Annotated in this window: 22 protein-coding genes and 1 tRNA gene; 10 read left to right on the top strand and 13 right to left on the bottom strand. The window is 61.7% G+C overall.

Annotation, left to right across the window (positions count from 1 at the left end; translation table 11 throughout):
* Window positions 1-12: 12 nt before the first annotated feature.
* The 4 genes from phaR to AC1DUR_RS12375 form a co-directional block, all read right to left on the bottom strand.
* On the bottom strand, window positions 13-570 hold the full coding sequence (gene phaR, locus AC1DUR_RS12390; protein ID WP_477718212.1) for a polyhydroxyalkanoate synthesis repressor PhaR: 558 nt from the start codon (window positions 568-570) through the stop codon (window positions 13-15).
* A gap of 213 nt (window positions 571-783) precedes the next feature.
* A tRNA-Val gene (locus AC1DUR_RS12385) sits at window positions 784-860 on the bottom strand.
* Between the two features lie 268 nt (window positions 861-1,128).
* On the bottom strand, window positions 1,129-3,399 hold the full coding sequence (locus tag AC1DUR_RS12380; RefSeq protein WP_477718027.1) for a RelA/SpoT family protein: 2,271 nt from the start codon (window positions 3,397-3,399) through the stop codon (window positions 1,129-1,131).
* Between the two features lie 50 nt (window positions 3,400-3,449).
* Entirely contained in the window at window positions 3,450-4,379 is a 930-nt protein-coding gene (locus tag AC1DUR_RS12375; protein WP_477718026.1) for an alpha/beta fold hydrolase, read from the bottom strand.
* A gap of 152 nt (window positions 4,380-4,531) precedes the next feature.
* Here AC1DUR_RS12375 and AC1DUR_RS12370 point away from each other — a divergent pair, with 152 nt between their 5' ends.
* Window positions 4,532-5,314: a 3-hydroxybutyrate dehydrogenase gene (locus AC1DUR_RS12370; protein WP_477718025.1), complete on the top strand. Its 783-nt coding sequence runs from the start codon at window positions 4,532-4,534 to the stop codon at window positions 5,312-5,314.
* Between the two features lie 58 nt (window positions 5,315-5,372).
* On the opposite strand, the gene AC1DUR_RS12365 is transcribed toward AC1DUR_RS12370, so the two are convergent.
* The 3 genes from AC1DUR_RS12365 to AC1DUR_RS12355 all read right to left on the bottom strand — a co-directional run bounded on the left by AC1DUR_RS12365 (window position 5,373) and on the right by AC1DUR_RS12355 (window position 8,447).
* On the bottom strand, window positions 5,373-6,467 hold the full coding sequence (locus tag AC1DUR_RS12365; protein ID WP_477718024.1) for an NAD(P)/FAD-dependent oxidoreductase: 1,095 nt from the start codon (window positions 6,465-6,467) through the stop codon (window positions 5,373-5,375).
* The gene (locus AC1DUR_RS12360; protein ID WP_477718211.1) at window positions 6,468-7,514 is read right to left on the bottom strand and encodes a histone deacetylase family protein; all 1,047 of its coding nucleotides are present in this window, start codon (window positions 7,512-7,514) and stop codon (window positions 6,468-6,470) included.
* A gap of 87 nt (window positions 7,515-7,601) precedes the next feature.
* On the bottom strand, window positions 7,602-8,447 hold the full coding sequence (locus tag AC1DUR_RS12355) for an N-formylglutamate amidohydrolase (protein ID WP_477718023.1): 846 nt from the start codon (window positions 8,445-8,447) through the stop codon (window positions 7,602-7,604).
* Window positions 8,448-8,710: 263 nt separating this feature from the next.
* Between AC1DUR_RS12355 and AC1DUR_RS12350 the strand changes: the two genes are divergently transcribed.
* Window positions 8,711-9,313: an outer membrane beta-barrel protein gene (locus tag AC1DUR_RS12350; RefSeq protein WP_477718022.1), complete on the top strand. Its 603-nt coding sequence runs from the start codon at window positions 8,711-8,713 to the stop codon at window positions 9,311-9,313.
* A gap of 104 nt (window positions 9,314-9,417) precedes the next feature.
* Here AC1DUR_RS12350 and AC1DUR_RS12345 read toward each other — a convergent pair whose 3' ends face one another.
* Window positions 9,418-10,317: a LysR family transcriptional regulator gene (locus AC1DUR_RS12345; RefSeq protein WP_477718021.1), complete on the bottom strand. Its 900-nt coding sequence runs from the start codon at window positions 10,315-10,317 to the stop codon at window positions 9,418-9,420.
* 181 nt (window positions 10,318-10,498) lie between these two features.
* Between AC1DUR_RS12345 and AC1DUR_RS12340 the strand changes: the two genes are divergently transcribed.
* Entirely contained in the window at window positions 10,499-10,942 is a 444-nt protein-coding gene (locus AC1DUR_RS12340; RefSeq protein WP_477718020.1) for a multidrug/biocide efflux PACE transporter, read from the top strand.
* A 46-nt stretch (window positions 10,943-10,988) separates the two neighbouring features.
* Here AC1DUR_RS12340 and AC1DUR_RS12335 read toward each other — a convergent pair whose 3' ends face one another.
* Window positions 10,989-11,696, bottom strand: coding sequence for an SIMPL domain-containing protein (locus AC1DUR_RS12335; protein ID WP_477718019.1), 708 nt, complete (start codon window positions 11,694-11,696; stop codon window positions 10,989-10,991).
* Between the two features lie 374 nt (window positions 11,697-12,070).
* Here AC1DUR_RS12335 and ompR point away from each other — a divergent pair, with 374 nt between their 5' ends.
* Window positions 12,071-12,808 (top strand): osmolarity response regulator transcription factor OmpR, encoded by a 738-nt coding sequence (gene ompR / locus AC1DUR_RS12330; RefSeq protein WP_011483627.1) that lies wholly within the window; start codon window positions 12,071-12,073, stop codon window positions 12,806-12,808.
* Between the two features lie 122 nt (window positions 12,809-12,930).
* A complete protein-coding gene (locus AC1DUR_RS12325; protein ID WP_477718018.1) occupies window positions 12,931-14,310 on the top strand; it encodes a sensor histidine kinase in 1,380 nt (459 codons plus the stop codon).
* A gap of 90 nt (window positions 14,311-14,400) precedes the next feature.
* On the opposite strand, the gene ispF is transcribed toward AC1DUR_RS12325, so the two are convergent.
* Together ispF and ispD are read right to left on the bottom strand one after the other, a co-directional pair.
* A complete protein-coding gene (ispF, locus tag AC1DUR_RS12320; RefSeq protein WP_477718017.1) occupies window positions 14,401-14,910 on the bottom strand; it encodes a 2-C-methyl-D-erythritol 2,4-cyclodiphosphate synthase in 510 nt (169 codons plus the stop codon).
* Between the two features lie 169 nt (window positions 14,911-15,079).
* Entirely contained in the window at window positions 15,080-15,823 is a 744-nt protein-coding gene (gene ispD, locus AC1DUR_RS12315; RefSeq protein WP_477718016.1) for a 2-C-methyl-D-erythritol 4-phosphate cytidylyltransferase, read from the bottom strand.
* A 182-nt stretch (window positions 15,824-16,005) separates the two neighbouring features.
* Between ispD and mfd the strand changes: the two genes are divergently transcribed.
* The 3 genes from mfd to AC1DUR_RS12300 are packed head-to-tail and all read left to right on the top strand — an operon-like array spanning window position 16,006 to window position 22,064.
* Window positions 16,006-19,494 (top strand): transcription-repair coupling factor, encoded by a 3,489-nt coding sequence (gene mfd, locus AC1DUR_RS12310; protein ID WP_477718015.1) that lies wholly within the window; start codon window positions 16,006-16,008, stop codon window positions 19,492-19,494.
* Entirely contained in the window at window positions 19,491-20,201 is a 711-nt protein-coding gene (gene serB / locus AC1DUR_RS12305) for a phosphoserine phosphatase SerB (protein WP_477718014.1), read from the top strand. The genes mfd and serB overlap by 4 nt, the downstream gene beginning before the upstream one ends.
* A gap of 15 nt (window positions 20,202-20,216) precedes the next feature.
* Window positions 20,217-22,064 (top strand): ABC transporter ATP-binding protein, encoded by a 1,848-nt coding sequence (locus AC1DUR_RS12300; protein ID WP_477718013.1) that lies wholly within the window; start codon window positions 20,217-20,219, stop codon window positions 22,062-22,064.
* Window positions 22,065-22,244: 180 nt separating this feature from the next.
* On the opposite strand, the gene AC1DUR_RS12295 is transcribed toward AC1DUR_RS12300, so the two are convergent.
* Window positions 22,245-22,520 (bottom strand): HNH endonuclease, encoded by a 276-nt coding sequence (locus AC1DUR_RS12295; RefSeq protein ID WP_477718012.1) that lies wholly within the window; start codon window positions 22,518-22,520, stop codon window positions 22,245-22,247.
* A gap of 74 nt (window positions 22,521-22,594) precedes the next feature.
* Complete coding sequence (locus AC1DUR_RS12290) at window positions 22,595-23,407, bottom strand: PDDEXK family nuclease (protein WP_477718011.1); 813 nt, start codon at window positions 23,405-23,407, stop codon at window positions 22,595-22,597.
* A 325-nt stretch (window positions 23,408-23,732) separates the two neighbouring features.
* On the opposite strand from AC1DUR_RS12290, the gene AC1DUR_RS12285 reads away from it, so the two are divergent.
* Together AC1DUR_RS12285 and AC1DUR_RS12280 are read left to right on the top strand one after the other, a co-directional pair.
* Entirely contained in the window at window positions 23,733-24,632 is a 900-nt protein-coding gene (locus AC1DUR_RS12285) for a dienelactone hydrolase family protein (RefSeq protein ID WP_477718010.1), read from the top strand.
* Window positions 24,633-24,812: 180 nt separating this feature from the next.
* Window positions 24,813-25,044: transporter substrate-binding domain-containing protein (locus tag AC1DUR_RS12280; RefSeq protein ID WP_477721647.1), on the top strand; the 232-nt coding region annotated here is incomplete at its 3' end.

Here is a 25,044-nt window from a genome sequence, read left to right as displayed (position 1 = left end):
AAAATTGAGTGTTCAGCGCTTCAGGCCAAAAGCCGACAGCATCTGTTCACTTTGCTTTTGCATTTGCTCCTGCATCTGCGTGAAAACATTTTTGGACTGCTCGACATAGGTGCCCAGCATGCCCTGCATCATGGGTGACTGCGCATTCAGGAACTGCGCCCACTTTTCAGGGCTCAGCCCCTTGGACTGCTCGGCCATCTTCACCTGCAGGTCCATGAAGCTCTGGACGTTTTTCTCCAGGTAGGCGCCCATGAAGCCCTGCATTGCATTGCCGTAAAAACGGATGATGTTGGCCAGCACGGCCTCGGTGAACATCGGCGCGCCACCGGTCTCTTCTTCCAGAATGATCTGCAGCAAAATGCTGCGCGTCAGGTCTTCATTGTTCTTGGCATCACGCACCACAAACGGCGCGCTGTCCATCACCAGTTGCCGCACTTCGGTCAGCGTGATGTAGGTCGAGGTTTCGGTGTCGTACAGCCGCCGGTTCGGGTACTTCTTGATCACCCGCGGTGCTGCAGCCTCGACAGGGGCGGCCTTGCCGCTTTTGGCGTCAGGAGCGCCCTCTTCCAGGGACGGGCCCTGCGAAGGCAGCACACCCGGTTTCGGGCTGGTGGATTTTCTTTTTTGCACTGAATACTCCTCTGAATGACGGCCTGCGTCAAAGCGACAGGGTTCGGTACATTCTAGGAAGTCCGGATATACACAATCCCCTTGGTTTACCCTGTGTAAATGGCCGCACCAACAGAGTGATGCAGTATTTCCGGGTCAACCTTTACGAAGGATTGGTAGGCGCGATTGGACTCGAACCAACGACCCCCACCATGTCAAGGTGGTGCTCTAACCAGCTGAGCTACGCGCCTAAGGACTGTTCGAAGCTCGTATTGTAGCAGAGAGAAATGTGGCCCCCACGTTCGCTCACTCACGTGTAGCTCTCTGCCCCCCGAGGGGGCGCTTTTTCCTTGGGGCGGCCCGGCGGGAAATTGTTGGCCCCCACGCTTGTCACTGCGTGTACTGCGCTGCCCCCCCGAGGGGGGCCGCTGCGCCTGCGGTCTGGCAAAGCCAGTCCCGCGGCCCCTGCTGGGATGAAGAGCCCCCATGTTCGCTTGCCGCGTTAGCTTCGACGCTAACTCAGCGCCTGCGGGCAGAGCGCACGCCCGCCACTTCTGCCACAAGGCCAAGCACCTGATTGAGGCGGCCCGACTGTGCCACCTCCACGGTGAATGTCATCCAGGCCGTGCCGCCGCGGTTGTCTTTGACCGACTGTGTCTGCACGCCGATCACATTCATTTTTTCCTTGGCAAACACCTCGGAAATATCACGCAACAGCCCTTGCCGGTCTGCAGCCTCCACGGCCACATCTACCGGGTAGACCGAACCATCCGGTGTTTTGGGTGAACTCCACTGCACTTCGATCACGCGGTCAGGACTTCCGCTGGCCATGTTGCGAAAATTGCTGCAGTCACTGCGATGAATGCTCACGCCCTTGCCCTTGGTGACGAAGCCCAGGATTTCGTCCGGCGGTGCGGGCTTGCAGCACTTGGCCAATTGGGTCAGCAGCGAATCAATACCGACCACCAGCACACTCCCCTTGCCGCCCTTGCCTGACTGGCTGGACTTGTCGGGCTGGCGTGCTTTTTTGGCCAGCAGGTAGTCATCCTGCGAAAGCACCGGCTCTGGTGGCCTGAGCATGTTCTCTATGGTGCGCAGCGACAACTCGTCCTTGCCCACCACCTCAAACAAATCGTCCGCCGTCTTGAACCCCAGCTGCAAGGCGAGGTCGTCCAGCTTCATGGCGGTCTTGCCCTCTCGCTGGAGCAGTTTTTCAACCGCCTCCCGGCCTTTGGCCACGGTTTGCTCCATGGCCAGCGCGTTGAACCACGCACGCACTTTCGACTTGGCCCGGTGACTGGCCAGAAAGCCCAGTTCGGGATTCAGCCAGTCGCGCGAGGGGCCGCCTTCCTTGGCGGTGACCACCTCCACCGTCTGGCCGTTTTGCAGCGGTGTGTTGAGCGGCACCATGGCACCATCAATGCGCGCGCCGCGGCAGCGGTGCCCCAGGCTGGTGTGCACGCTGTAGGCAAAGTCCACCGCTGTCGCGCCCTGAGGCAACTCCACAATGGCGGCGTCGGGGGTGAGCACGTAAATGCGGTCTTCGAAGAGGCCTTGCTTGGCCTCCCGCGCCCGCTGGGCCGCCGGTCCCGACAGGTCGCGCTCCCAAGCCAGCAGCTGGCGCAATACGGCAATCTTGGCGTCGTACTCGCTGCTGGCCGATACGCCGCTGTAGCCCTTGGTGCCGGCCTCCTTGTAGGCCCAGTGCGCAGCCACGCCATGCTCGGCATGGTCGTGCATGGCCTGGGTGCGTATCTGGATTTCGACCGCCCGGCCGGCGTCGTCTCGCACCACGGTGTGCAGGGACTGGTAGCCGTTGGATTTGGGCTTGGCGATGTAATCGTCAAATTCACCCCCAATGGGCGTGAAGCGCGAATGCACAAAACCCAGCGCCGCATAGCAGCCGTTGATATCCGCCGCAATCACCCGCAAGGCACGGATGTCAAACACCTGATCAAAACCGAGCGACTTGCCACGCATCTTCTTGACAATGCTGTAGATGTGCTTGGGCCGCCCTTGCACCAGCGCCGCAATGCCGTTCTGGTTCAGCTCGCGCTCAAGCTGCGCGCGCAAGGTCTCCATGAACCCTTCGCGTTCAACGCGTTTTTCATCGAGCAGCCGCGCCGTGTGTTTGTAGGTCTCAGGCTCCAGGAAGCGGAAAGCCAGGTCTTCCATTTCCCATTTGATCTGCCAGATGCCCAGGCGGTTGGCCAGCGGCGCAAACACGTGCAGCGACTCATGGGCCAGCGCGGGCGGGGCCGCCTGCCGGGTTGCCGCGTAATGGCGCAAGGTCTGCAGGCGCGAAGCCAGCCGCAGCATGACCACCCGCAGATCACGCGAAAACGCCAGCAGCATCTTGCGCACATTCTCCGTTTGAGCCGCCGGGTCGTCCAGGAGCTGCGCCTTGGCATCCGCCGTGCGGGCCTGCCGCTGCACATGAACCAGCTTGGTCGTTTCTATCGCCAGTGCGGCATAGTTGGCACCGAATGCCTTGGCAATCACTTCCTGCGGCTTGGTCAGATGCTGGCAGGCATGCACGAGGTAGGTGGCCGCCTGCATGGCTTCCGAGCCGCCAATGCCCTTCAGGATGGCCGCCACCGCATCAGCGTGCGCCAGGATGTTCTCGCCGGTGTCCAGCGTCTCGCTGGCAATCAGCGGCTCGGCAAATGCACGCGCGCGCGCCAGCGCATTCGGCTGGTCGGGCAGGCTGTCGGCCGTGGCCGTGACGATGGAGGCGTTGGGCCCTTGGGGGGCCGTGGGGCCATCCGGCCCCAGCACATTGCTTTTCATGAAAACTCTATCAAATGGTTGCCCGGGACTCATCCCGCATGATCGCGGTATCAGCCAAGCAGAAAATCCGTTACCACCGCGACCTGATCGTCCGCGACCAACGTGGGGACATGTCCGATACCTTCAAACTCCACCAAACGGGCACGGGGACCGCGCTGCGTCATGGCATGCGCCGTTTCTGAGCTCAGAAGATCGGACAGCGCACCGCGTATCAGCAGCGTCCGGGCAGAAATATTGTCGTAAAGCTTCCAGAGCATGGTTTCACCCTGGAGCGTGGAAGCCTCGGTAGCCAGTTTGAACGGCACCGCAATCGCCGGGTCGTAATGCAGCCGCCACTTGCTGTCAGCAGACTGCGACACCGGTTTGACCATGTGGCGCGATAACGCCAGCCACTGCTCGGGGGTATGCGGGCCAAAGCTGGAGGAAACGGCCCGCATCGCGTCGGCCGCCTCCTGTACCGAGCCGAAATGCCCCGCCTGGCCCAGGTAGGTGCCAATCCGCACAATCGCATTCCACTCAATGGCGGGACCGACATCATTGAGTACCAGGCACCGCACCGGAACAGGCAAGGGCAGACCCGGCTGGCCGCACACCCCGATGCCGATCAGCCCGCCCATGCTGGAGCCTACCCAATCCAGCGTCGTGATGGGCGCACGGGCGTGCAAATGGGCCAGTAGCACCAGCATGTCAGCCGCATAAGCCGGCAACTGGTAGCCCATGGGATCTTTCAGCCAGTCGCTTTCACCGCGTCCGACCACATCGGGGCAGACCACACGAAGGCCGCCGGATCCTGGCGCAGCCTGCTCGGCTTGCCGGCAAAGCGCCTGCGCCAGCACGTCAAAGTCACGCCCCTGACGCGAGAGGCCGTGCACACACACCACCACATGCCCGCTATCAGGCCGGCCCCACTGCCAATAGGCCATGCGATGGCCTCCAGAGGCATCCGGACAAGTTACATGGTTCAGGCTGGGTTCAGTCATGGTGCAGGCGGTCCGCTTCAGTGTTGTTGGTAGTTGGATACAGGGGCTGGATTTGAAAGGCTCGATAATTGCTTGAGAATTTTTGGGACACGCTGCCTGCAGGCGCCGTTTAAATCTCATGCCAACCATCGTAAATCATCCGGAGAAACACCATGCTCAAAGGTAAAACAGCTCTCGTCACCGGCTCTACCAGCGGCATTGGCCTGGGCATTGCAAAATCCCTGGCCGTACAGGGCGCCAACATCGTCCTCAATGGGTTTGGCGATGTGGACGGCCCCAAGGCGGAGATCGAGGCGCTGGGCGTCAAGGTGGCCTACCACGGTGCCGACATGAGCAAGCCCGCCGACATTGAAGACATGATGAAGTTTGCCGCCTCCCAGTTCGGCCAGGTCGACATTCTCGTCAACAACGCGGGCATCCAGCATGTGGCCCGGGTAGAGAATTTCCCGGTTGAAAGATGGGACGCGGTCATCGCGATCAACCTGAGCAGCGCCTTTCATGCCACACGCCTGGCACTGCCCGCCATGCAGGCCGCCGACAATGGCAAGGGCTGGGGCCGCATCATCAATGTCGCTTCGGTGCATGGCCTCGTCGGCTCCGCGGAAAAATCGGCCTACGTGGCGGCCAAGCACGGCATTGTCGGGCTGACCAAAGTCACCGCGCTTGAAAACGCCACCAGCGGCGTGACCTGCAACGCCATCTGCCCCGGTTGGGTGCTGACGCCCCTGGTACAAAAACAGGTGGACGCCAGGGCCGCAGCAGGAAGCCTCTCCATCGAGGCGGCCACCCAGCAACTGCTGGGTGAAAAAGAGCCTTCCCTGCAATTCACCACGCCTGAAGAGCTGGGCGCGCTGGCGGTGTTCTTCTGTTCTCCGGCGGGCAACAATGTGCGTGGCGTTGCCTGGAACATGGACGGCGGCTGGGCGGCGCAGTGATCTGAAAATCGCAGCGCCCTGCTATACAACACACAACACACCGCCGGTGCAGCAAGCTCTATAGCAATCTGCTGACGTAGTTGCCAATCGCCAGTGAGCTGGTGAGGCCCGGTGACTCAATGCCGAACAGGTTCACCAGCCCGGGTACGCCATGCACGTCGGGGCCCTGAATCAGAAAGTCCCTGGCCGGTTCGTCCGGTGCCTGGATTTTGGGGCGAATGCCGGCGTAGCCCGGTATCAGGGCGCCCTCCTGGAGCGCCGGCCAGTACTTGCGCACCTCCGCATAAAACGCCTCCCCGCGTGCCGGGTCCACCACCAGGTCATCGGGCGCGTTGACCCATTGCACATCCGGCCCGAATTTGGCCTGCCCGCCCAGGTCGATCGTCAGGTGCACACCCAGGCCCGCAGCTTCCGGTACCGGATAGATCAACCGGCTGAACGGTGAGCGCCCCGACAGCGTGAAGTAATTGCCTTTGGCGTAATGGCTGGGCGGCACATGTTTGCCGGCCAACCCGGCAAACTTCCGGGCGAGAGATTGCGCATGCAGGCCCGCCGCATTGACCACGGTTTTAGCCTGCAGTTCCGTGCCGTCTTCCGCTATCAAAATAATAGCCCCCTGCGCACATTCCGCCCGAGCCAGGGGCGAGTTCAGGACCACAAGGCCGCCGGCGTTCTCCAGATCGCCCTGCAGCGCCAGCATCAGCCCGTGGCTGTCCACAATGCCGGTGCTGGGCGAATGCACCGCCGCCACGCACACCAGTTGCGGCTCCAGCGCCCTCGCCTCTTCGCGTGTGAGCAGTGCCAGGTCGTGCACGCCATTGGCCGCCGCCTTGGCGATGATGCCTTGCAGTTGCGCCACCTGTGCATCGCTGGTCGCCACAATCAGTTTGCCGCAGCGGCTGTGGCCAATGCCCCGTTCGGCGCAATAGGCGTAAAGCAGTTCCTTGCCCTCCACGCACAGCCGGGCCTTGAGCGAGCCTTGCGGGTAGTAGATGCCGGCATGAATCACTTCGCTGTTGCGCGAGCTGGTGCCGGTGCCAATCGCATCCGCCGCCTCCAGCACCATCACTTCCCTTCCTTGCAACGCCAGCGCGCGCGCCACCGCCAGGCCCACCACGCCCGCACCTATCACCACGCAATCGATCTGGTCCATTCAGGTGCCCTCAAAGCCTTCAATCACGTTCACCGCATTGGTGCCCAGCGCGGCGGCAGCATAACCGCCCTCCAGCACAAACACCGTCGGCAGGCCAAGCCTGCCCAGGCGCTCGCCCAGGCGGCTGAAGTCACCGGCCTGAAGGGCGAATTTGGAGATCGGGTCTTCGCAGAAAGTGTCCAGCCCCAGCGAAACCACCAGCGCGTCCGCCCCAAAAGCCGCGATGCGAAGGCAGGCGTGCTCCAGCGCGTCAAACCAGCGCGCCGCCGTGCATCCCGCAGGCAGTGGCAGGTTCAGGTTGAACCCGGCGCCCTCGCCAACGCCGGTCTCATCGGCGTGGCCCAGGTAGAACGGGTATTCGGTCAACGGATCACCGTGCAAACTGATAAACAGCACATCGGCACGGTCGTAAAAAATGCTTTGCGTGCCGTTGCCGTGGTGGTAGTCCACGTCGAGCACGGCCACCCGCGCCGCGCCGCCATCGCGCAGCGCCTGGGCAGCCACCGCCGCGTTGTTCAAAAAACAATAGCCACCCATGAAATCCGGCCCGGCGTGGTGGCCGGGTGGGCGGCTGCAGCAAAACACGGCCCGTTCACCGCTATTTCCACCCGCCAGCAAAGCGGCCCCGCTGGCGGCGGCATCCGCGCCGGCCTTGGCGGCGATCCAGGTGCCTGCGGCGAGCGGCGAGCCGTTGTCCATCGAATACAGGCCCAGCCGGGCGATGAAATTCACGGGCTCCACATCGCTGCGCAGGGTTCGCACTGGCCAGACGGAAGGAAAGGGCTGGCGCTGGTCATTGCCGGCTTCCTGCGCGGCCCAGTCCCGCCATGCATATTCCAGAAACGCCAGGTAGCGCGGCGCATGCACCCTGGCCAACACCGTGCGGCTGTCCATCTGCGCAGTGCGCAATGTATGGCCGCGGGATGCGAGGCTGGCTTTGACATACTCGGCGCGTGCCGGGGTCTCAAAGCACGGCACACGTTCTCCCCGGAAAAATTCGAATTCAGGGGCGTGAGCCTGGTGGTGCTCGTTAAAGAAGGTAATCATGTCGGCCGGGCAGTTGAATGCATTCGCCACGCGGTATCAGATACACGGTACCCGGTACTGCACCAGCATTTGTTTGCAGGGGGACCATCAAAGCAGGCGCGGATCGGTTTGCAGCAGAAGATTGACCAGCGAGCGCAGATGCGCTTTCAGCGCCTCGAACCCCTGCGTGATCTCAAGCGTCGCCTCGTCCATGTAGAGCTTGCGGTTGATTTCCAGCTGGATGCTGTGCCGGTGTTGCGCGGGGTTGCTGTAGCGGCGCACCAGTTCCACACCTTTGTACGGGTGGTTGTAAGCCACCGTGTAGCCGAGTTCACGCAGGTGCTGGCAAATCAGCCCGGACAAGGCCTCATGGGCCGTGCTGCCGTCGCGGTCGCCGACCACAAAGTCCGCGTGCTTCTCGCCCGGAAAGTCGGTGGATTGGCTCGAAGCAATGGCGGGCATGGAATGGCAATTGATGTGGATGCTGTAGCCGTGCTGCTGGTGAGCCGCATCAATGGCTTGCGCGACCGCCGTGTGGTAGGGTGTCCAGCACTGCTCGATGCGCGCCTGCACTTCAGCCACTGCGAGCTTTCGTCCATAAATAGGCACACCGTCATCCGTGGTGCGCCAGATCAGCCCTTTGCCCAGGCGGACCTTGGACAGTATTTTCGGATCGGTTTCCACCGGACCCGGCCAGGGCGCATCAAACAGCGTCACATCCACTTCGGTGGTATTGCGGTTGACGTCAAGGTAGCTGCGCGGAAAGTGGGCCTCGATCCAGTGCACGCCCAGGGCGGGCGCAAAGTCATACAGCTTTTCGACATGCGTGTCTTCGGCCTGCCGCAGTGTCTGCATCTCGCATGCAGGCAGGAAATCCGGCGGATAAGCAGTGCCGCTGTGGGGAGAATCGAGTATCAGGGCGCTGCTTCCCGGCAAGTGAGTGATGAACTGCATTGCCCAACTTTAGCAGCAGCCTTTGCGGCATGGCGCATCAACCCTTTTCAGCAAATCACATGGCCGGGCTGGATAAAGCACCGCCCGGCCCCGCCAGACGCAATGCCCTTCCAAAATTGCCGTTTGTCCTACAAAAATTCGCTTTTTATGCCCACAGGCGCGACACAAATGTTTGCCTAAATTTTTAGCTGGTATTTCATAACAAACAGCCTCCCGCCCGGAGGTTGTCATCAATCCATCCACTCAAGGAAAAAGGAAGCACCATGCAATCATTGACCCGAATGTTTTCAGGCACCGTACTGGCTGTTGCCGCATTGGCAGCCGCCACAGGTGCTCAGGCACAAAGCAGTTCGAGCAGCAATTACTCCTTTTACTCACCCGGTGCCGGTTACGTCGGATTCAACGCCGGGCGATCTGACTTCTCGCTGAGCAATGGCGCAGGCATTTTTCCCTCAGACAAGCACGACACCGCCTACAACATTTACGCCGGAAGCTACTTCAGCAGCAATTTTGGTCTGGAATTGGGTTACACCGACTTCGGTAACGTCAGCCGTGCCGGCGGCAATACCAAGGCCAAAGGCGTCAACCTGAGCCTGGTGGGCAAGTTCCCGCTGAGCAACGCCTTCAACCTGCTGGGCAAGCTCGGGACAACGTATGGCCGCACCAGCGTTTCCGCCGCACCCGCTTCGGGCATTGCCTCGGGCAGCGAGAAAGGCTTTGGCGTGTCATACGGCATTGGAGCGGAATATGCCTTCAACCCCAACTGGTCGGCGGTACTGCAATATGACGAGCACAAGCTGAAGTTCGCCGGTGGGGACCGCGACCGCATCAGCGCCACCACCGTCGGTTTGCGCTACCGCTTCTAAGCTACCGGCGGGTTCTCCCGCCCTTTCACTCCAAGCCTGCAGGCCACACAAGGTTTGCAGGCTTTTTCATGAGCGGCCGCCTGTTCCTGTCACTTCTGTTCCGGTTATTTCCTGGACAAGGCCTTTACAGGCGGTGCCAGCGGCGCCAGCATCTCCTGCAGCAGCCAGGTCCCGGCGCGCGCCAACGGTCGTTGCCGCGACCAGACGGCATCAACCGGCACCCGCTGCGGCCAACCCCGTGCGTCCAGTTCGACCAGGCTACCCAAGGCAAAACGGGTCACCATCCAGCGCGGAATGGCCGCCCAGCCGAAACCCAGCACGGCCATCTCCAGCAGCATGAGATAGCTGGGCGCCGACCAGGCCCGACGTGCCGAGGACATCGTCTGGGTAGCCTGCTCCAGGTAGGTGTCCAGCCTCAGCTGCCGGTAATTGGCCAGCACCTCCGGCGTGATGTCCTTCAGGCTGGCCAAAGGGTGGTTTGTGGCCACAAACAGCGTGATCTCCGACTGCTCGGCGAGCGTGGCCGCGCCAATATCCGGCGGGTAAACGTTTTGCGCGGCGACCACGCCAATCTGTGCCCGCCCGGTTTGCACCAGCGAGACCAGGTCACCGTGCTCGGCAATCAGGCACTCGAACTCCAGATCGGGAAAGCGCCGCTCGAAAGCCATGAGCATGTCCTCAAAACGGTCAGACTGGTAGGTGTCTGACCACACCACGCTGAGCCTGGCTTCGAGCCCTCCCCCCAACTCGCTCGCGGCACGGTCCAGCCGGTCGCTGGCGGCAAGAATCTCCCGGACCTTGCCCAGTACCACGCGCCCCCCTTCTGTCAAGGTGGGCTTGCGGCTGCTTCGGTCAAAGAGTGCGAGGCCCAGGTCGATTTCCAGGTTCGCAATGGCGCTGCTGACTGTCGACTGGCTCTTGCCAAGCTTGCGGGCCGCCGCAGAAAACGAGCCCAAGGTGGCCGCCTCGGCAAAAGCCGTCAGGGCTTCGGGGGAATGACGCATCAGCCTGTCTCCTCACTCCATCACATCAATGATCAATTCCATTTATTAATCCACCTATTAATCCATCTATTTTCTAGATGGTTATTGATTTAAATATATCCAAAATATCGATGAAAATCCTTCTGCAAATCATCTTTAAGACAAAAAAACAAAAGCAAAAAAGTAGCCATCGAAACGCACCATGAATCACCAAAAATCAGTCAAGGAACGTTTTTTCCACGCCCTCGGGTTCGAAGTGGTGGCGATCGCCATCTGCGCGCCATTGGGCACCTGGCTGCTCGGCTATTCGCTGGCCCACATGGGTTTGCTGACGCTGATGATCTCGCTGATTGCAATGGCCTGGAACATGGCGTTCAATGCGCTATTTGATCGGGCACAGCGCCGCCTGGGCTTTCGGCGCACCCTGTTGGCCCGCGCCGTTCATTCCGTGCTGTTTGAAATCGGCCTGATCCTGGCGGTCGTGCCGCTGGCCGCCTGGTGGCTGGACATCGGCCTGTGGGCAGCATTTGTGCTGGACATTGGCATCGTGCTGTTTTTCCTGCCCTACACCTTTGCCTTCAACTGGATTTACGATCACCTGCGTGCAGTGGTGATTGCACGTAAAAACCGCCTGTCAGCGGCCTGAGGAATTTCCCCGAAAGGGGCATGGTGCATGGTATGCGGGGAACCCGCTACTTCATCTGGACTGATCCACTCACGCTCACCAGTACCGTGCTCTTGCCGGCCTCCACAGGAACGGCCGCTTCCGCCATATCGCCCTTGGCCTGCATGGCCATCATGCGCGGACGGGGGGGATAGCCCTGGTCGTTGGCAGTGATGGCCACCTCGCGCAGCGTGTAGCTGTTAAAGCCGAAGCTTTTCGATACCTCGCCGGCTTTGGCCTTGAAGCGCTCGATCGCCAGCGCCTGGGCTTCACCTTCGACTCTGGCACGCTGCTCACGACTCAAGGCGAAGCTGACGTTCGCCAGCGTCAGGGTCTGTATCTTGCCAGCCGTGCTGGTAATGCGTGAAAAATCCCGCCCTTCAAGCACCAATTCAGTGGAACCCTGCCAGCCATTGATCTTGCCGTCCTTGCCGTAGCGCGGGTACAGGCTGAAATTGCCGGTCCGCACATCCATCTGGCCGGGGGCAGCGGCCTGCCGGGCCTGGGCCAGCGCGGTATCAAGCGCCTGCTTGAGCTGGGTTTGCACCGCGCCTGCATCGGTTCCGCCTACCGTGGTGCTCATTGAAATTGACAGCAGATCCTGCTGTACCTCTACCGACCCGCTGGCCGACAACTGAGCCACATTTTGCAGGGGCTCCCGCGGCGTGGTTTGGGCCAAAACGCCTGCAGCGCCTGCCATGAGCAGGCAAGCAGCTATCCATTTTTGAGTACGCATCAAGTGATTACCTTTCGGGCAGTGAAGAAACAGTGAATAGTGGAAATCAGGTCTACAGAAACTGCGCAATTCCAGGCCCAGGCGACCACCCACCGTGAAGGTGCCCGGGCTCACACGCACCGGTCATTGGCAAGCCTGAAGCGAAACCGGAGCGAACACCGGTCCGGCCATATCGCAGTTACGGCGTGGCAGCGTTGAAGTTCGCTTTTGGTCACCTTTGATCACATCCGTGAGATTGAACGACATACCCATCCGCTCTATGTGCCCCTTGCATTTCGCCGCAACTTTTGTAACAGTGTGTCAAAGGAAGTGAAAAAAGAGACATCGGACGTTTTCAGCCTTCAAAATGGCTCTGTTACAAATACCGGATGACTATGACCCAAGCTCAACCCACTGCCCGTGCCGACAAGATTCTCATCCTTGACGACGACGCCCGCATTCGCGACCTGTTGCGCCGCTACCTGGCCCAAGAGGGCTTTGAAGTCATTCTTGCCGAAGACAGCAAGGCCCTGAACCGCATCATGCTGCGCGACGCTGTCGACCTGATTGTGCTGGACTTGATGATGCCCGGTGAAGACGGTCTCTCCATTTGCCGCCGCCTGCGCGCCGCCAACGACCGCACGCCCATCATCATGCTGACCGCCAAAGGTGAAGATGTGGACCGCATCGTCGGCCTGGAAGTTGGCGCCGACGACTACCTGGCCAAACCCTTCAACCCACGAGAGCTGCTGGCCCGCATCCACGCGGTGCTGCGCCGCCGGCCCACGGCCGAAGTGCCGGGTGCGCCGTCCAGCGACCAGGAAGTGATTACCTTTGGACCGTTTTCGTTCGATATGGGCCTGCGGACCCTGCATAAAAACGGCGAAGAACTACCGCTGACCACTGGCGAATTCGCCATGCTGAAAACCCTGGTGCGCCATCCACGCCAACCGCTTTCCCGGGAAAAGCTGGCGCAACTGGCGCGCGGCCGCGAGTTCGAACCTTTCGACCGCAGCCTGGACGTGCAGGTCTCGCGCCTGCGCAAGCTGATCGAGGTGGACGCAGCCGTTCCCCGCTACATACAGACGGTCTGGGGTATCGGCTACGTTTTTGTACCGGATGGAACCAACTGATACGCCAGGTCTCACCCACCCCACGTCTTGCAGGGAGGTGCCGGCTGTCCACGCTGACCTGACCGGCACCCGGCGAGACTCACGTCCATCCTTGCGCCCTTGCGGCATGCCTAACCACCTTTATGGACGCCACCAACCCGATACCGCTTGAAACTGCGCCCGCTCCGCTGGAAATGCGCCCACGGCGGGGTTTCAGCCTGTTCTGGCGGACCTTTTTCTTTCTGTCGCTGCTGCTGCTCGGTTCCATCGTGGCCTGGCTTCAAACCTTCCGCGCGCTGGAGTCGGAGCCGCGCGCCATTCAAAGCGCCCAACAACTGGCATCGCTGGTGAACCTGAGCCGTGCTGCCTTGCGCTATTCCGATTCGATTGCCCGTGTGTCGCTGATCAAAACGCTGGCCGACGAGGAGCGCGTACGCATCACGCCGCGTGAACCCAAGGACAAGTTCCAACTCTTTGAAAGCGACGATGAACTCGGCGAACGCATCACCCAGGAGCTTCAGGCGCGCCTGGGCGCCAACACAGTCGTCGCCGGCACTGTCAACGGCCAGAAAGGCCTGTGGGTCGGCTTCACGATCGACGGAGACGCCTACTGGCTGCTCACCGATCCTTCCAAGGTGGGGCCTTCCCGAGGCAGCACCTGGGTGATCTGGCTCATCACCGCGGCGATCCTGTCACTGGCCGGGGCCGCCTTCATCGCGCGCCTGATCAACCGCCCGCTCAAGCAGCTGTCATTCGCGGCCAGCCGCATGCGGGATGGAGATTTTGACGCGAGCCTGCTCGACGAAAAAGTAGCCACCAGCGAAATCCGCGAGGTCAATATCGGCTTTAACCGCATGGCCGAGCAGCTGTCCAAAATCGAGCAGGACCGGGTCATCATGCTGGCAGGTATCTCCCATGACTTGCGTACTCCGCTGGCACGCCTTCGGCTGGAGACCGAAATGAGCGTGGCCGACAAGGATGCGCGCGACCATATGGCGGCCGACATCACCCAGCTCGACGCCATCATTGACAAATTTCTCGACTACGCCCGGCCCGAGCCGGCGCGCCTTGAGGCGGTATCGCTCAACGCCGTGATCGAGGCGGCGGTATACGCCGTCGCCGACTATGACGACATGCGGGTCACCGTGACCGTTCCCGACGACCTGGCCGTCCTGGCCGACGAGGTCGAACTCTTGCGCGTCATTTCCAACCTGCTTGAAAATGCCCGGCGCTATGGCAAAACAGCCGAAACCGGCGTGGCCGTGGTCGACATTGCTGCCAAAGTCCGGGACCAATGGGTGCTGCTCAGGGTGCGCGACCACGGCATGGGTGTGGCCCCGGATACCCTGCCCAAACTCACACGCCCGTTTTTCCGCGGCGATGCAGCGCGCACGGCTGCGACTGGTGCTGGCCTGGGCCTGGCGATTGTCGAGAAAACGGTCCAGCGCATGGGCGGCGTGTTTGGCCTGACCAACACCGGATCGGGCGGGCTGGCCGCGCATATCAAGCTGCGCAGAAGCTGAGGCCCTTGCGGGGTGCACCGGTCCACACACTCATCAAAAAAAGACCAGAGGCCCATAAATAATCAGCTCAATGCTATTAAAAATATAGCGTCAGTACAGTAGCACCACGGCACGGGCTTCCATGCTCAGCCCCTGTCCGACCGGCCCCATCTTCTCGGCGGTCTTGGCCTTGACATTCACCTGCCCTGGTTCCAGGCTCAGCGCTTGCGCGATCCGCGCGCGCATCGCAGGAATGTGCGGGGCAAGTTTGGGGGCCTGCGCAATCACGGTGCTGTCTATGTTGCCGATCTTGTGGCCCCGCTCGGCCAGCAGCCGCCCGGCTTCAGCCAGCAGCACCATGGAATCGGCGCCCTTGAAACGCGCATCAGTGTCCGGGAAATGGCTGCCAATGTCACCCAATCCGGCCGCGCCCAGCAAAGCATCGGTAATGGCGTGCAAGAGCACATCGGCATCCGAATGCCCCAGCAAGCCCACTGGATGTGGAATTTCAACACCGCCGATGATGAGCTTGCGCCCGGCAACCAGCGCGTGCGTATCCCAGCCTTCGCCGATACGGAAATTGGGAAGCGGACTGACTGGGGTGGGCGGCACGGAATTCATGGCATTCGCTTTCACATGAAAAAAGAAAGTAATCGCCTCCTGGGCGATCGATGGTCGTTAGTGGTTAGTCGTTAGTCGTTAGTCGTTAGTCGTTAGTCGTTAGTCGTTAGTCGTTAGTCGTTAGTCGTTAGTCGATGGTCAATGAGGGCCGGTCAATGGATTCAGGTCTTCACGGTCTACCGTTGCGCGTGAGCAAAATCGCCTCGGCCAGCGCAAAGTCTTCGGGGTAAGTCACCTTGAAATTTTGCGCGCTGCCCGCCACCAGTTTCGGCGCCAGGCCCATGGCTTCCATGGCACTGGATTCGTCGGTCACGGCAGGGCCGGCCATGTCGAGCGCCCGGCTCAACGCCCCAATGCGAAACATTTGTGGGGTCTGGGCCAGCCATTTATCGCCTCGGTCAATGGTGGCCGCCACGCGCCCGCCCGCTTCCGCCTTGAGCGTGTCGGGCAGCTTGTGCGCAAGCAAACCGCCCACATCGTCGTGCTCGCAGGCATCCATCAGCTGGTTGATTTGCGCAGCAGTAATCAGGCAGCGGGCGGCGTCGTGGACCAGCACCCAGTCGTGCGCTTCGGCACCACCGTCGAGCAGTGCCTGGAGGCCATTGCGCACACTCTCGGCGCGGCTGCCACCCCCACAGGCGGCCACATCGAATAGCTTGCCCGGGGTCTGATCAAAAAAAAGATCTCCCGGCGCCACCACCACCAGCGTGCCGGAAAGTCGCTCCACATCTGAAAAAGCCGCCAGCGTATGCAACACCATGGCCCGGCCGGCAATCACCTCGTACTGCTTGGCGCCGGGCGTTCCGGCGCGACTGCCGTGCCCGGCACAGGGAATCAGGGCAAAAAACCGGGACACGGAGGGCGAATTGGACGAATTGGACGAATTGAGGGAATTTGCGCTGGTTGCCGTCATCGCCTCATCATAGATTCTAAAATCCTCATTCTGAAGGCTGGAAGCACCCTACTCCGAATGGTTTGGGGTGCCTTGCTTTTTCCCGCAGTTTTTCCCGCCACTTTTCTCGTCATTTTTTAACGCAACTTTTCGCCGCACAATTTTTGATTGCCTCACCCGACCTAACGACGGCGCACCGATTAATGCATCTACCTCCACTCGTTTGCGGCAAACGCTACACCCTGCCACAGCCCGCCGGTTCCGCCGATGCCCTGCTGCTGGCCCGCCTGGGACAGCGCGAGAAAGCGGCCGGCAAGCTCACGGCCATCATCACGTCGGATGCCACCACCGCGCAGCGCCTGATGGACGAGATGGCTTTTTTTGCGCCGGATCTACGCTACGCCCTGTTCCCCGACTGGGAGACCCTGCCCTACGACACCTTCTCGCCACACCAGGACCTGATCAGCGAGCGGCTTGCCACGCTGTGGCGCATTTCGCAGCGCGACAAGGACACCGGTGCCGACGTGGTGATCGTGCCAGCGACCACCGCGCTTTACCGCCTGGCGCCACCGAGCTTTCTGGCGGGCTACACCTTCGAATTCAAGGTCAAGCAAAAACTCGACGAAACCCGCCTGAAGGCCCAACTCACCCTGGCAGGCTACAGCCACGTCACCCAGGTGGTGAGCCCGGGCGAATACGCAGTGCGCGGCGGACTGATTGACCTGTTTCCGATGGGCTCGCTGGTGCCCTTTCGCGTCGATCTGTTTGACGACGAGATTGACAGCATCCGCACCTTTGACCCGGACAGCCAGCGCAGCCTCTACCCGGTGCCGGAAGTCCGCCTCCTGCCGGGCCGCGAGTTTCCGATGGACGACGATGCACGCGCCAAATTCCGGAAACGCTGGCGCGAACTGCTGGATGGCGACCCGACCAAGAGCCGCATCTACAAGGACATGGGCAACGGCGTCGCCACGGCCGGCATCGAGTACTACCTGCCGCTGTTTTTTGACGAGACCGCCACCGTGTTCGACTACCTGGGCAGCGATGCCACGGTCGTGTTGCATGGAGACCTGGAGCCGGCTTTCCAGCGCTTCTGGCAGGACACCAAAGACCGCTACCGGCTGGTGCGGGATGCGCCCGACCGGCCAGCCTTGCCGCCCGAGTCGCTGTTTCTGGGCAGCGAGCAGTTTTACGCACGGGCCAATGGCTACGCACAACTCGCCCTGCGCCCCTCGGTGGAAGATGTGGAGGGCAATGCCCACTTCCAGAAACTCGACGACATGGCCGTCGTGCGTGGCGCCGAAGACCCGTTGGCCCGCTTCAAGGGGCACGTGCGCAACACGGCGCATCGCGTGCTCGTGCTGGCCGAAAGCGATGGCCGCCGCGAAAGCCTGCTCGACTTTCTGCGCGCCAGCAATGTCAGTCCGCCCGCCTTCGACTCACTCGAGGATTTCCAGGCCAGCGACGAAAAACTCGGCATCGCCACGGCCGCGCTGAATATCGGCTTCAGCTGGCTCGAGGAAGGCATCGACTTCGTCACCGAGACCGAGCTGTTTGCCGCCGGTGTCACCACCCGCAGGCGCAACAAAAAGCAGGAACAGGTCAGCGACGTTGAAGCCCTGATCAAGGACCTCTCCGAACTGAATGTCGGCGACCCGGTGGTCCATAGCGCCCACGGCATCGGCCGCTACAGGGGGCTGATCAACATGGACCTGGGACAGGACAAAAATCCGGACGGCACGCCCTCGCTCCAGGAATTCCTGCACCTGGAATATGCCGACAAGGCCACGCTGTACGTGCCTGTCAGCCAGCTGCACCTGATCAGCCGCTACACCGGCGTCAGCGCCGAAGAAGCGCCGCTGCACCGGCTGGGCAGCGGCCAGTGGGAAAAAGCCAAGCGCAAGGCGGCCGAACAGATACGCGACTCCGCCGCCGAGCTGCTGAACATTTATGCCCGCCGCGCGGCGCGCGAAGGCCATGCATTTCGCTATTCGCCGGGCGACTATGAAGCCTTTTCCAACGACTTCGGCTTTGAAGAAACCGCTGACCAGCGCGCCGCCATACATGCCGTGATCCAGGACATGATCAGCCCGCGCCCGATGGACCGGCTGGTTTGCGGCGACGTGGGCTTCGGCAAGACCGAGGTCGCCCTGCGCGCCGCCTTCATTGCGATCACCGGCGGCAAGCAGGTGGCCCTGCTGGCACCCACCACCCTGTTGGCCGAGCAGCACTACCAGACGCTGGTGGACCGGTTTGCCAAGTGGCCGGTGAAGGTTGCCGAGATGAGCCGCTTCAGGTCCGCCAGGGAAATCACCGCGGCCATCAAGGGTCTCGCCGACGGCAGTGTCGACATTGTCGTGGGTACCCACAAGCTGCTCAGCCAGGACGTGAAGTTCCAGCGGCTGGGCTTGCTGGTCATCGATGAGGAGCACCGCTTTGGCGTGCGCCACAAGGAAAAGATGAAGGCCATTCGGGCCGAAGTCGATGTGCTGACGCTGACCGCCACACCGATTCCGCGCACGCTGGGCATGGCGCTGGAAGGCCTGCGCGACCTGAGCGTGATCGCCACCGCGCCGCAGCGCCGGCTTGCGATCAAGACCTTCGTGCGCAGCGAAAACAACGGCGTGATCCGCGAAGCCGTGCTGCGCGAACTCAAGCGCGGCGGGCAGGTGTACTTTCTTCACAATGAAGTGGATACGATTGAAAACCGCCGCCAGAAGCTGGAGGAAGTCCTGCCGGAAGCGCGCATTGCGGTGGCCCACGGACAGATGCCCGAGCGTGAGCTGGAACGCGTGATGAAGGACTTCGTGGCCCAGCGCTACAACCTGCTGCTGTGCTCCACCATCATCGAAACCGGTATTGACGTGCCCAGTGCCAACACCATCGTGATGAGCCGCGCCGACAAGTTCGGCCTGGCGCAGTTGCATCAGTTGCGCGGGCGCGTCGGCCGCAGCCACCACCAGGCGTATGCCTACCTGATGGTGCCGGACATCGAAGGCCTGACCAAGCAGGCCAGCCAGCGGCTTGAAGCGATCCAGCAGATGGAAGAACTCGGCTCGGGCTTTTACCTGGCCATGCATGACCTGGAAATCCGCGGCACCGGCGAGGTACTCGGTGAAAGCCAGAGCGGCAACATGATGGAGGTAGGCTTTCAGCTGTACAACGAGATGCTCAGCGAAGCCGTGGCGTCCCTCAAGGCCGGCCGCGAGCCGGACCTGCTGTCGCCCCTGAGCGTGACGACCGAGATCAACCTGCATGCTCCGGCACTGTTGCCCAACGACTATTGCGGCGATGTGCACCTGCGCCTGAGTTTTTACAAGAAGCTGGCCACCGCCAAAAACACCGACCAGATCGACGCGCTGCTGGAAGAGATTGTGGACCGCTTCGGCAAGCTGCCACCGCAGGCACAGACGCTGATCGACGTGCACCGGCTGCGCGTGATCGCCAGGCCGTATGGCGTGGTCAAGGTGGATGCGGCACCGGGTGTGATCAACATCACATTCAAAAAGGACCCGCCGATCGACTCGATGGCCATCATGCAGCTCATCCAGAAAAACCGGCACATCAAACTGGCCGGCAACGACAAGCTGCGCATAGAGCGCGGGCTGGAAAACCCCAAAGACCGCGCGCAAATGGTGCGCGATATCCTGCGCTCACTCGGACAACCCACCAAAGAAACTGCCACCGCATGAATCCTGCTGAAATCTCCCCCGGCCTCGTCGTCAACGTCGCCATACCCGATCTGAAACTCGGCGACTTCAAGCTGGTTGCCTTCGACATGGACTCCACGTTGATCAACATCGAATGCGTGGACGAAATTGCCGACGCGGCCGGCCGCAAGGCAGAAGTGGCGGCCATCACCGAGGCGGCCATGCGCGGTGAAATCACCGACTACAAGGAAAGCCTTCGCCAGCGCGTGGCCCTGCTCAAGGGTGTCAGCGCCGCCAGCATGGACGAGGTCTACCGTACGCGCCTCAAACTCAACCCCGGCGCCGCCAGGCTGGTGCAAGCCTGCAAGGATGCCGGCCTGAAGGTGCTGCTGGTGAGCGGTGGTTTCACCTTTTTCACCGACCGCATCCGGGACGAGCTGGGCATTGACTACACCCGCTCCAACGTCCTCGAGATCAAGGACGGCCTGCTGACCGGCCGCATGGTCGACCAGCCCTGGGGCGATATTTGCGACGGCGAGGAAAAGCGCAAGATGCTGCTCGAGACCTGCGGCAAGCTGGGCATCAGCCCGCGGCAGGCCATTGCCATGGGCGACGGCGCCAACGACCTGCCCATGATGGGTGAAGCCGGTTTGTCGGTGGCTTATCACGCCAAGCCGAGGGTGCGCGAGCAAGCCATGGTTGCCATCAACCAGGGCGGGCTGGACCGGCTGCTGGAACTCGTGAAATAGGCCGGCACCGCCGCCATGCCCCTGTTCAGGAAATTCGAAAGGCTGCTGCACGCCTACCCGGAGGCCGAGCCGGTCGTGCTGCCCAAGGGCTTCATCGCCTTCATCTGGGCGTGCAGCCGCGGCGCCCGCGGCTATATCCTGGTGCTGGCCCTGCTGGCTGCCGCAATATCGGCCTTTGAAGCGCTGATGTTTGCCATGCTGGGCCATATCGTGGACTGGCTGGGCAAGGCCGAACCGGCACGCTTGTGGCTTGACCACGGCGCCACCCTCACCGTGCTGGCGTGGATTGTGGTGGGCAGCATTGTGCTGGTGGCGCTGCAGACCATCGTCAAGCACCAGACGGTGGCCATCAACTTCCCGATGCGCCTGCGCTGGAATTTTCACCGGCTGATGCTGGGCCAGAGCATGGCTTTTTACCAGGATGAGTTCGCCGGACGCCTGACCACCAAGGTGATGCAGACCGCGCTGGCTGTGCGCGACACGCTGTTTGTGCTGGCCGACGTGCTGGTGGCCATGGCGGTCTATGTGGCGACCATGACCGTGCTGGCCGCTGCCTTCGACATCAAGCTGATTGCCCCCTTCCTGGCCTGGCTGACGCTCTACATCGCGTCGCTCTGCTTCTTTGTGCCGCGGCTGGGCCACATCGGCAAGCAACAGGCCGATGCGCGCTCGCTGATGACCGGCCGCATCACCGACGCCTACACCAACATCACCACCGTCAAGCTGTTCTCGCACACCCAGCGCGAGGCCGCCTTCGCCCGCTCGGCCATGCAGGAGTTCATGAACACCGGCTACAGCCAGATGCGGCTGGTCAGCGCATTTGAAATCGTCAACCATGCCCTGAGCATGGGCCTGATTCTCGGCATGGCGGGCACCTCGCTGTGGCTCTGGAGCCTGGGCCAGGTCGGTGCCGGCGCCGTCGCGGCGGCCACGGCCATGGCCCTGCGGCTGCAAGGCATGTCGCACTGGATCATGTGGGAGATGACCAGCCTGTTTGAAAGCGTGGGCACGGTGCAGGATGGCATCAACACCCTGTCACGGCCGCGCGCGATTGTCGACAGGCCAGACGCCACCGTGCTCGACGTGCCGCGCGGCGAGGTCCGCTTCGAGCAGGTCGGCTTCCGTTATGGCGAGGGGCCGCGCGTCATTGACGGTCTCACCTTGACCGTGAAGCCTGGCGAAAAAATCGGCCTCATTGGCCGTTCCGGCGCGGGCAAATCCACGCTGGTCAACCTGCTGCTGCGTTTTCACGACCTCAACGCCGGCCGCGTGCTGATCGATGAGCAGGACATTGCCGGCGTAACGCAGGACAGCCTGCGCAGCCACATCGGCATGGTCACGCAGGACACCTCGCTGCTGCACCGTTCGGTACGGGACAACATCACCTACAGCCGTCCCGGCGCGACCGAAGCGGAGATGCGGATAGCCGCCCGGCGCGCGGAAGCCGACGGCTTTGTTGCCAGCCTGACAGACCCGCATGGCCGCAAGGGCTACGACGCCCACGTGGGTGAGCGCGGCGTCAAGCTCTCGGGCGGGCAGCGCCAGCGCATTGCAATTGCACGCGTCATGCTCAAGGACGCCCCTATCCTGCTGCTCGATGAGGCCACCAGCGCGCTCGACTCCGAGGTGGAAATCGCCATCCAGAGCAGCCTGAACACCCTGATGCAGGGCAAAACGGTGATTGCGATTGCGCACCGCCTCTCAACGATTGCCGCCATGGACCGGCTGATCGTGCTGGACCAGGGCCGCATTGTGGAAGAAGGCAGCCACCGCACCCTGCTGGCGAGCGGCGGCCTGTATGCGCGGCTGTGGGCCCACCAGAGCGGCGGCTTTTTGACGGATGAAGTTGAACTTGCGGCGTAGCGCCATGGCAGCTTGCTAGGTGGACTGGTCGCAACAAGCAAAACGGACAGCAGCACCGGCGTGAACAGCGACATGAACAGCGATGTGAACGGCGGCGGTATTGGTGGCCTGCCCCGCTTTGCCTCGCCTTACCGGGCATTCACCGGTGCTCACCGGTATTCGCCGCTCTTCACGGCTTCCTCAAGGCTCCGTGGCGGCCCGCCTGAGTACCCGCCCGGGAGACCCGGCCGAGGCCGGAACCGTGCCCGCCGCATGTCGCTGGCCATTGCAGACCTCATGGCTGATGGCCAGATTCTCCACATGGCTGTTGCCACCTGCACTCAGGGGTTGAATGTGCTCCAGGGTCGCCGCCTGGGGCGTCACGTGCTCACCGCAAACCCAGCAAGGCACCGTGCCATGGAGTTGCCGCGCCACGGTTTTGTAGATCTTGTCGCGGGTCAGCCCCAGCCTGCTCACAGCGTGACCTCCATGCGAGGATGACCGGGGAAACCGGCCACCCGCGCCTGAGCCGCCAGCATTAACGTGTTTCCTTACTCAAGCTTGGCAGGCCGCGTGTCCAGCGGCTGGATGAAAGAGTCATCCCACTGCGTGGCAAACCGGTCTGCATTGTCGGGCGACCGGATGGTGCCTGCGCCATCGGCGCTAAACCCGATGTTGCTGTTTTTGCCGGACTGTGCGCCCTGATGGCTGTCCTTGTTGATTTCTTGCAGAGCAGCCTCTTTGGCGGTTTTGACCCGCTGCTGGGTAAAGGCATCCAGTTCATCATGGAAGCGGGTATCACCGACGCGAGTCTCCTGGTGGTCCTGGTCCTCCTGACCCACGTGCCCCGGGATTTCCCCCAGGAAGGCGGCACGCAATGCATCACCCTTGGGCAGATGGGTTGCGTAAACGATGATGAAAGGTATGCCGCAATCCGACAGCAGCGAATCCTTCATATCACGGCCAGCCTGGTTGAAGCCGCGCTTGCCCGGCACATCCACACACCCCACCACCTTGCCGTCCGTCGTGCAGACGGTGAAGGTCGTATAAACGCCGTTGAGGAGTTCCAGCCATCGCTCGCCCGGGTCCTTGCCGCCTTCCCGCTCACGCCTCTCGAGCGGAATGGTAAAACGCAGCACCGGAACCTTCACCATCACCATATGGTCAGGAAACGTGCTGCGCAACCACGTCCAGACGTTCTGCTCCTGGGTCGTCACCACCCCGCGCGCCTTGAGCGGCCAGGTGGAAGGCAAGCGCAACCTTTCGCTGGCTTCCCGCCGCAACCGCCAGGCGTAAAGCAAGGCGCCCGCCAGCATGCCCACGGCAATGCCCAGCAACGTCATCAGAAATGTCGTCAGGTTCACGATGTTGTCCTCCCATTTTTTGCGCAAGCGGAACGGGCGTGCTACAACTGCGGCGACAGCGGTCAGTAGCAGTCAGTCACAGCCCACGCGCGATGTTCAAATTCTGCAGCGGCCGTCCCAAGGCGCTATTTAAACAGGATTTTCCGCTTTGCCAGCAATTTGGGCCAGGAAAAGGACTCATCCTCAATGGATACGCGGCTAATTAGCTACACTTTTAATAGCAAATGGCAATTCTTGCTTTGCCCATCCGTGCTGTGGGCTTGACCGGCACTTTTTGCCAACCCTCCAGCAAACCAATATGCTGGAAGTTCTTCAGGAGACTCCGATGGAACGTAAAACTGCCCAGGATTTTGACCAGGAACTGCTGATTCTGTTTGATGCCTATGTGCACGGCACGATAGACCGGCGCGGCTTTCTGGAAGGTGCCCAAAAATTCGCCACGGCTGGCATCACAGCCGGCGCGCTGCTCGCGGCCTTGAGTCCCAACTTTGCCGCGGGGCAACAGGTAGCCAAAGACGACCGGCGGCTCAAGACCGCCATGCTGGACTACCCCTCGACGGCCGGGTCGGGCACCTGCAAGGGTTATTTGGCCAAGCCGGCCAATGCCTCCGGCAAGCTGCCGGGTGTCCTCGTGATTCATGAGAACCGCGGACTCAACCCGCACATCGAAGATATTGCCCGCCGCCTGGCACTCGACAATTTCGTAGCCTTTGCACCCGACGCGCTCTCACCGCTGGGCGGCTACCCGGGTGACGAAGACAAGGCCAGGGAGCTTTTTGGCCGGCTGGACCAACAAAAGGTCACGGAGGATTTTGTCGCAGCCGCGACTTTTCTGCGCGGCCGGGAAGAGTGCTCGGGCAAAGTGGGCGTCGTCGGCTTCTGCATTGGCGGTGGCTTCGCCCACACGCTCGCGACCCGCCTGCCTGAACTCAACGCTGCCGTGTCTTTTTATGGCAACCATCCCCCGGCAGAAGCCGCCGCCAGGGTCAAGGCGCCGCTGCTGATCCACTTTGCCGGCATCGACGAACGGACCAACGCATCCTGGCCGGCCTATGAAACTGCTCTGAAAGCTGCCGGCGTGACCTACACGGCCCATCAGTACGCCGGCACCCAGCACGGTTTTAACAATGACACGACACCGCGCTACGACGCCGCCGCGGCCCGGCTGGCCTGGGGGCGCACGATGGAATTTTTCAACAGATACCTGAGAACACCCGGGGCCTGACAGGTCCTGATCCTGATCCTGCAGCCGGTGCCGGATGCAGGCAGGTGTGCGTCTGCCCCATCCATTACCGTCAACGAGCGTGTCCCCGGCTTTGCACGCGTTACCATTGGTATCTTTTCGATTCGCGGCCCTCAGCGGGCCGCTTGAAGCGTTTTCTACCCCACCTGTTTGGAATTACCCATGAACCTCTTGCAAAAAATAGTGGCTACGGCCGGACTGTTCACTCTCGCGCTGGGCGCCGCCCATGCCCAGAACACCGAACTGGTAGTCGGCTCCAGCGCCACCTACCGGCCGTTTGCCTACGAAAGCCCGAGCAAGGACATCGTCGGCTACGACGTGGACATGATCAAGGCCATCGCCCAGAAGGCGGGCCTCAAAATCAAGATCGTCAACACCCCCTGGAGCGGCATCT

Source organism: Polaromonas sp. P4_F4 (genome assembly GCF_056401355.1).
This window is presented reverse-complemented; position numbering and strand designations above follow the sequence as displayed.

Coding starts and splice junctions, on each gene's coding strand:
- mfd (WP_477718015.1), top strand. CDS start 16,006: ATGCATCTACCTCCACTCGTTTGCGGCAAACGCTACACCCTGCCACAG.
- AC1DUR_RS12370 (WP_477718025.1), top strand. CDS start 4,532: ATGCTCAAAGGTAAAACAGCTCTCGTCACCGGCTCTACCAGCGGCATT.
- AC1DUR_RS12350 (WP_477718022.1), top strand. CDS start 8,711: ATGCAATCATTGACCCGAATGTTTTCAGGCACCGTACTGGCTGTTGCC.
- AC1DUR_RS12325 (WP_477718018.1), top strand. CDS start 12,931: ATGGACGCCACCAACCCGATACCGCTTGAAACTGCGCCCGCTCCGCTG.
- AC1DUR_RS12355 (WP_477718023.1), bottom strand. CDS start 8,447: ATGCAGTTCATCACTCACTTGCCGGGAAGCAGCGCCCTGATACTCGAT.
- ompR (WP_011483627.1), top strand. CDS start 12,071: ATGACCCAAGCTCAACCCACTGCCCGTGCCGACAAGATTCTCATCCTT.
- AC1DUR_RS12285 (WP_477718010.1), top strand. CDS start 23,733: ATGGAACGTAAAACTGCCCAGGATTTTGACCAGGAACTGCTGATTCTG.
- AC1DUR_RS12340 (WP_477718020.1), top strand. CDS start 10,499: ATGAATCACCAAAAATCAGTCAAGGAACGTTTTTTCCACGCCCTCGGG.
- serB (WP_477718014.1), top strand. CDS start 19,491: ATGAATCCTGCTGAAATCTCCCCCGGCCTCGTCGTCAACGTCGCCATA.
- AC1DUR_RS12365 (WP_477718024.1), bottom strand. CDS start 6,467: ATGGACCAGATCGATTGCGTGGTGATAGGTGCGGGCGTGGTGGGCCTG.
- AC1DUR_RS12345 (WP_477718021.1), bottom strand. CDS start 10,317: ATGCGTCATTCCCCCGAAGCCCTGACGGCTTTTGCCGAGGCGGCCACC.
- AC1DUR_RS12375 (WP_477718026.1), bottom strand. CDS start 4,379: ATGACTGAACCCAGCCTGAACCATGTAACTTGTCCGGATGCCTCTGGA.
- AC1DUR_RS12335 (WP_477718019.1), bottom strand. CDS start 11,696: ATGCGTACTCAAAAATGGATAGCTGCTTGCCTGCTCATGGCAGGCGCT.
- ispF (WP_477718017.1), bottom strand. CDS start 14,910: ATGAATTCCGTGCCGCCCACCCCAGTCAGTCCGCTTCCCAATTTCCGT.
- AC1DUR_RS12380 (WP_477718027.1), bottom strand. CDS start 3,399: ATGAAAAGCAATGTGCTGGGGCCGGATGGCCCCACGGCCCCCCAAGGG.
- AC1DUR_RS12360 (WP_477718211.1), bottom strand. CDS start 7,514: ATGATTACCTTCTTTAACGAGCACCACCAGGCTCACGCCCCTGAATTC.
- AC1DUR_RS12300 (WP_477718013.1), top strand. CDS start 20,217: ATGCCCCTGTTCAGGAAATTCGAAAGGCTGCTGCACGCCTACCCGGAG.
- ispD (WP_477718016.1), bottom strand. CDS start 15,823: ATGACGGCAACCAGCGCAAATTCCCTCAATTCGTCCAATTCGTCCAAT.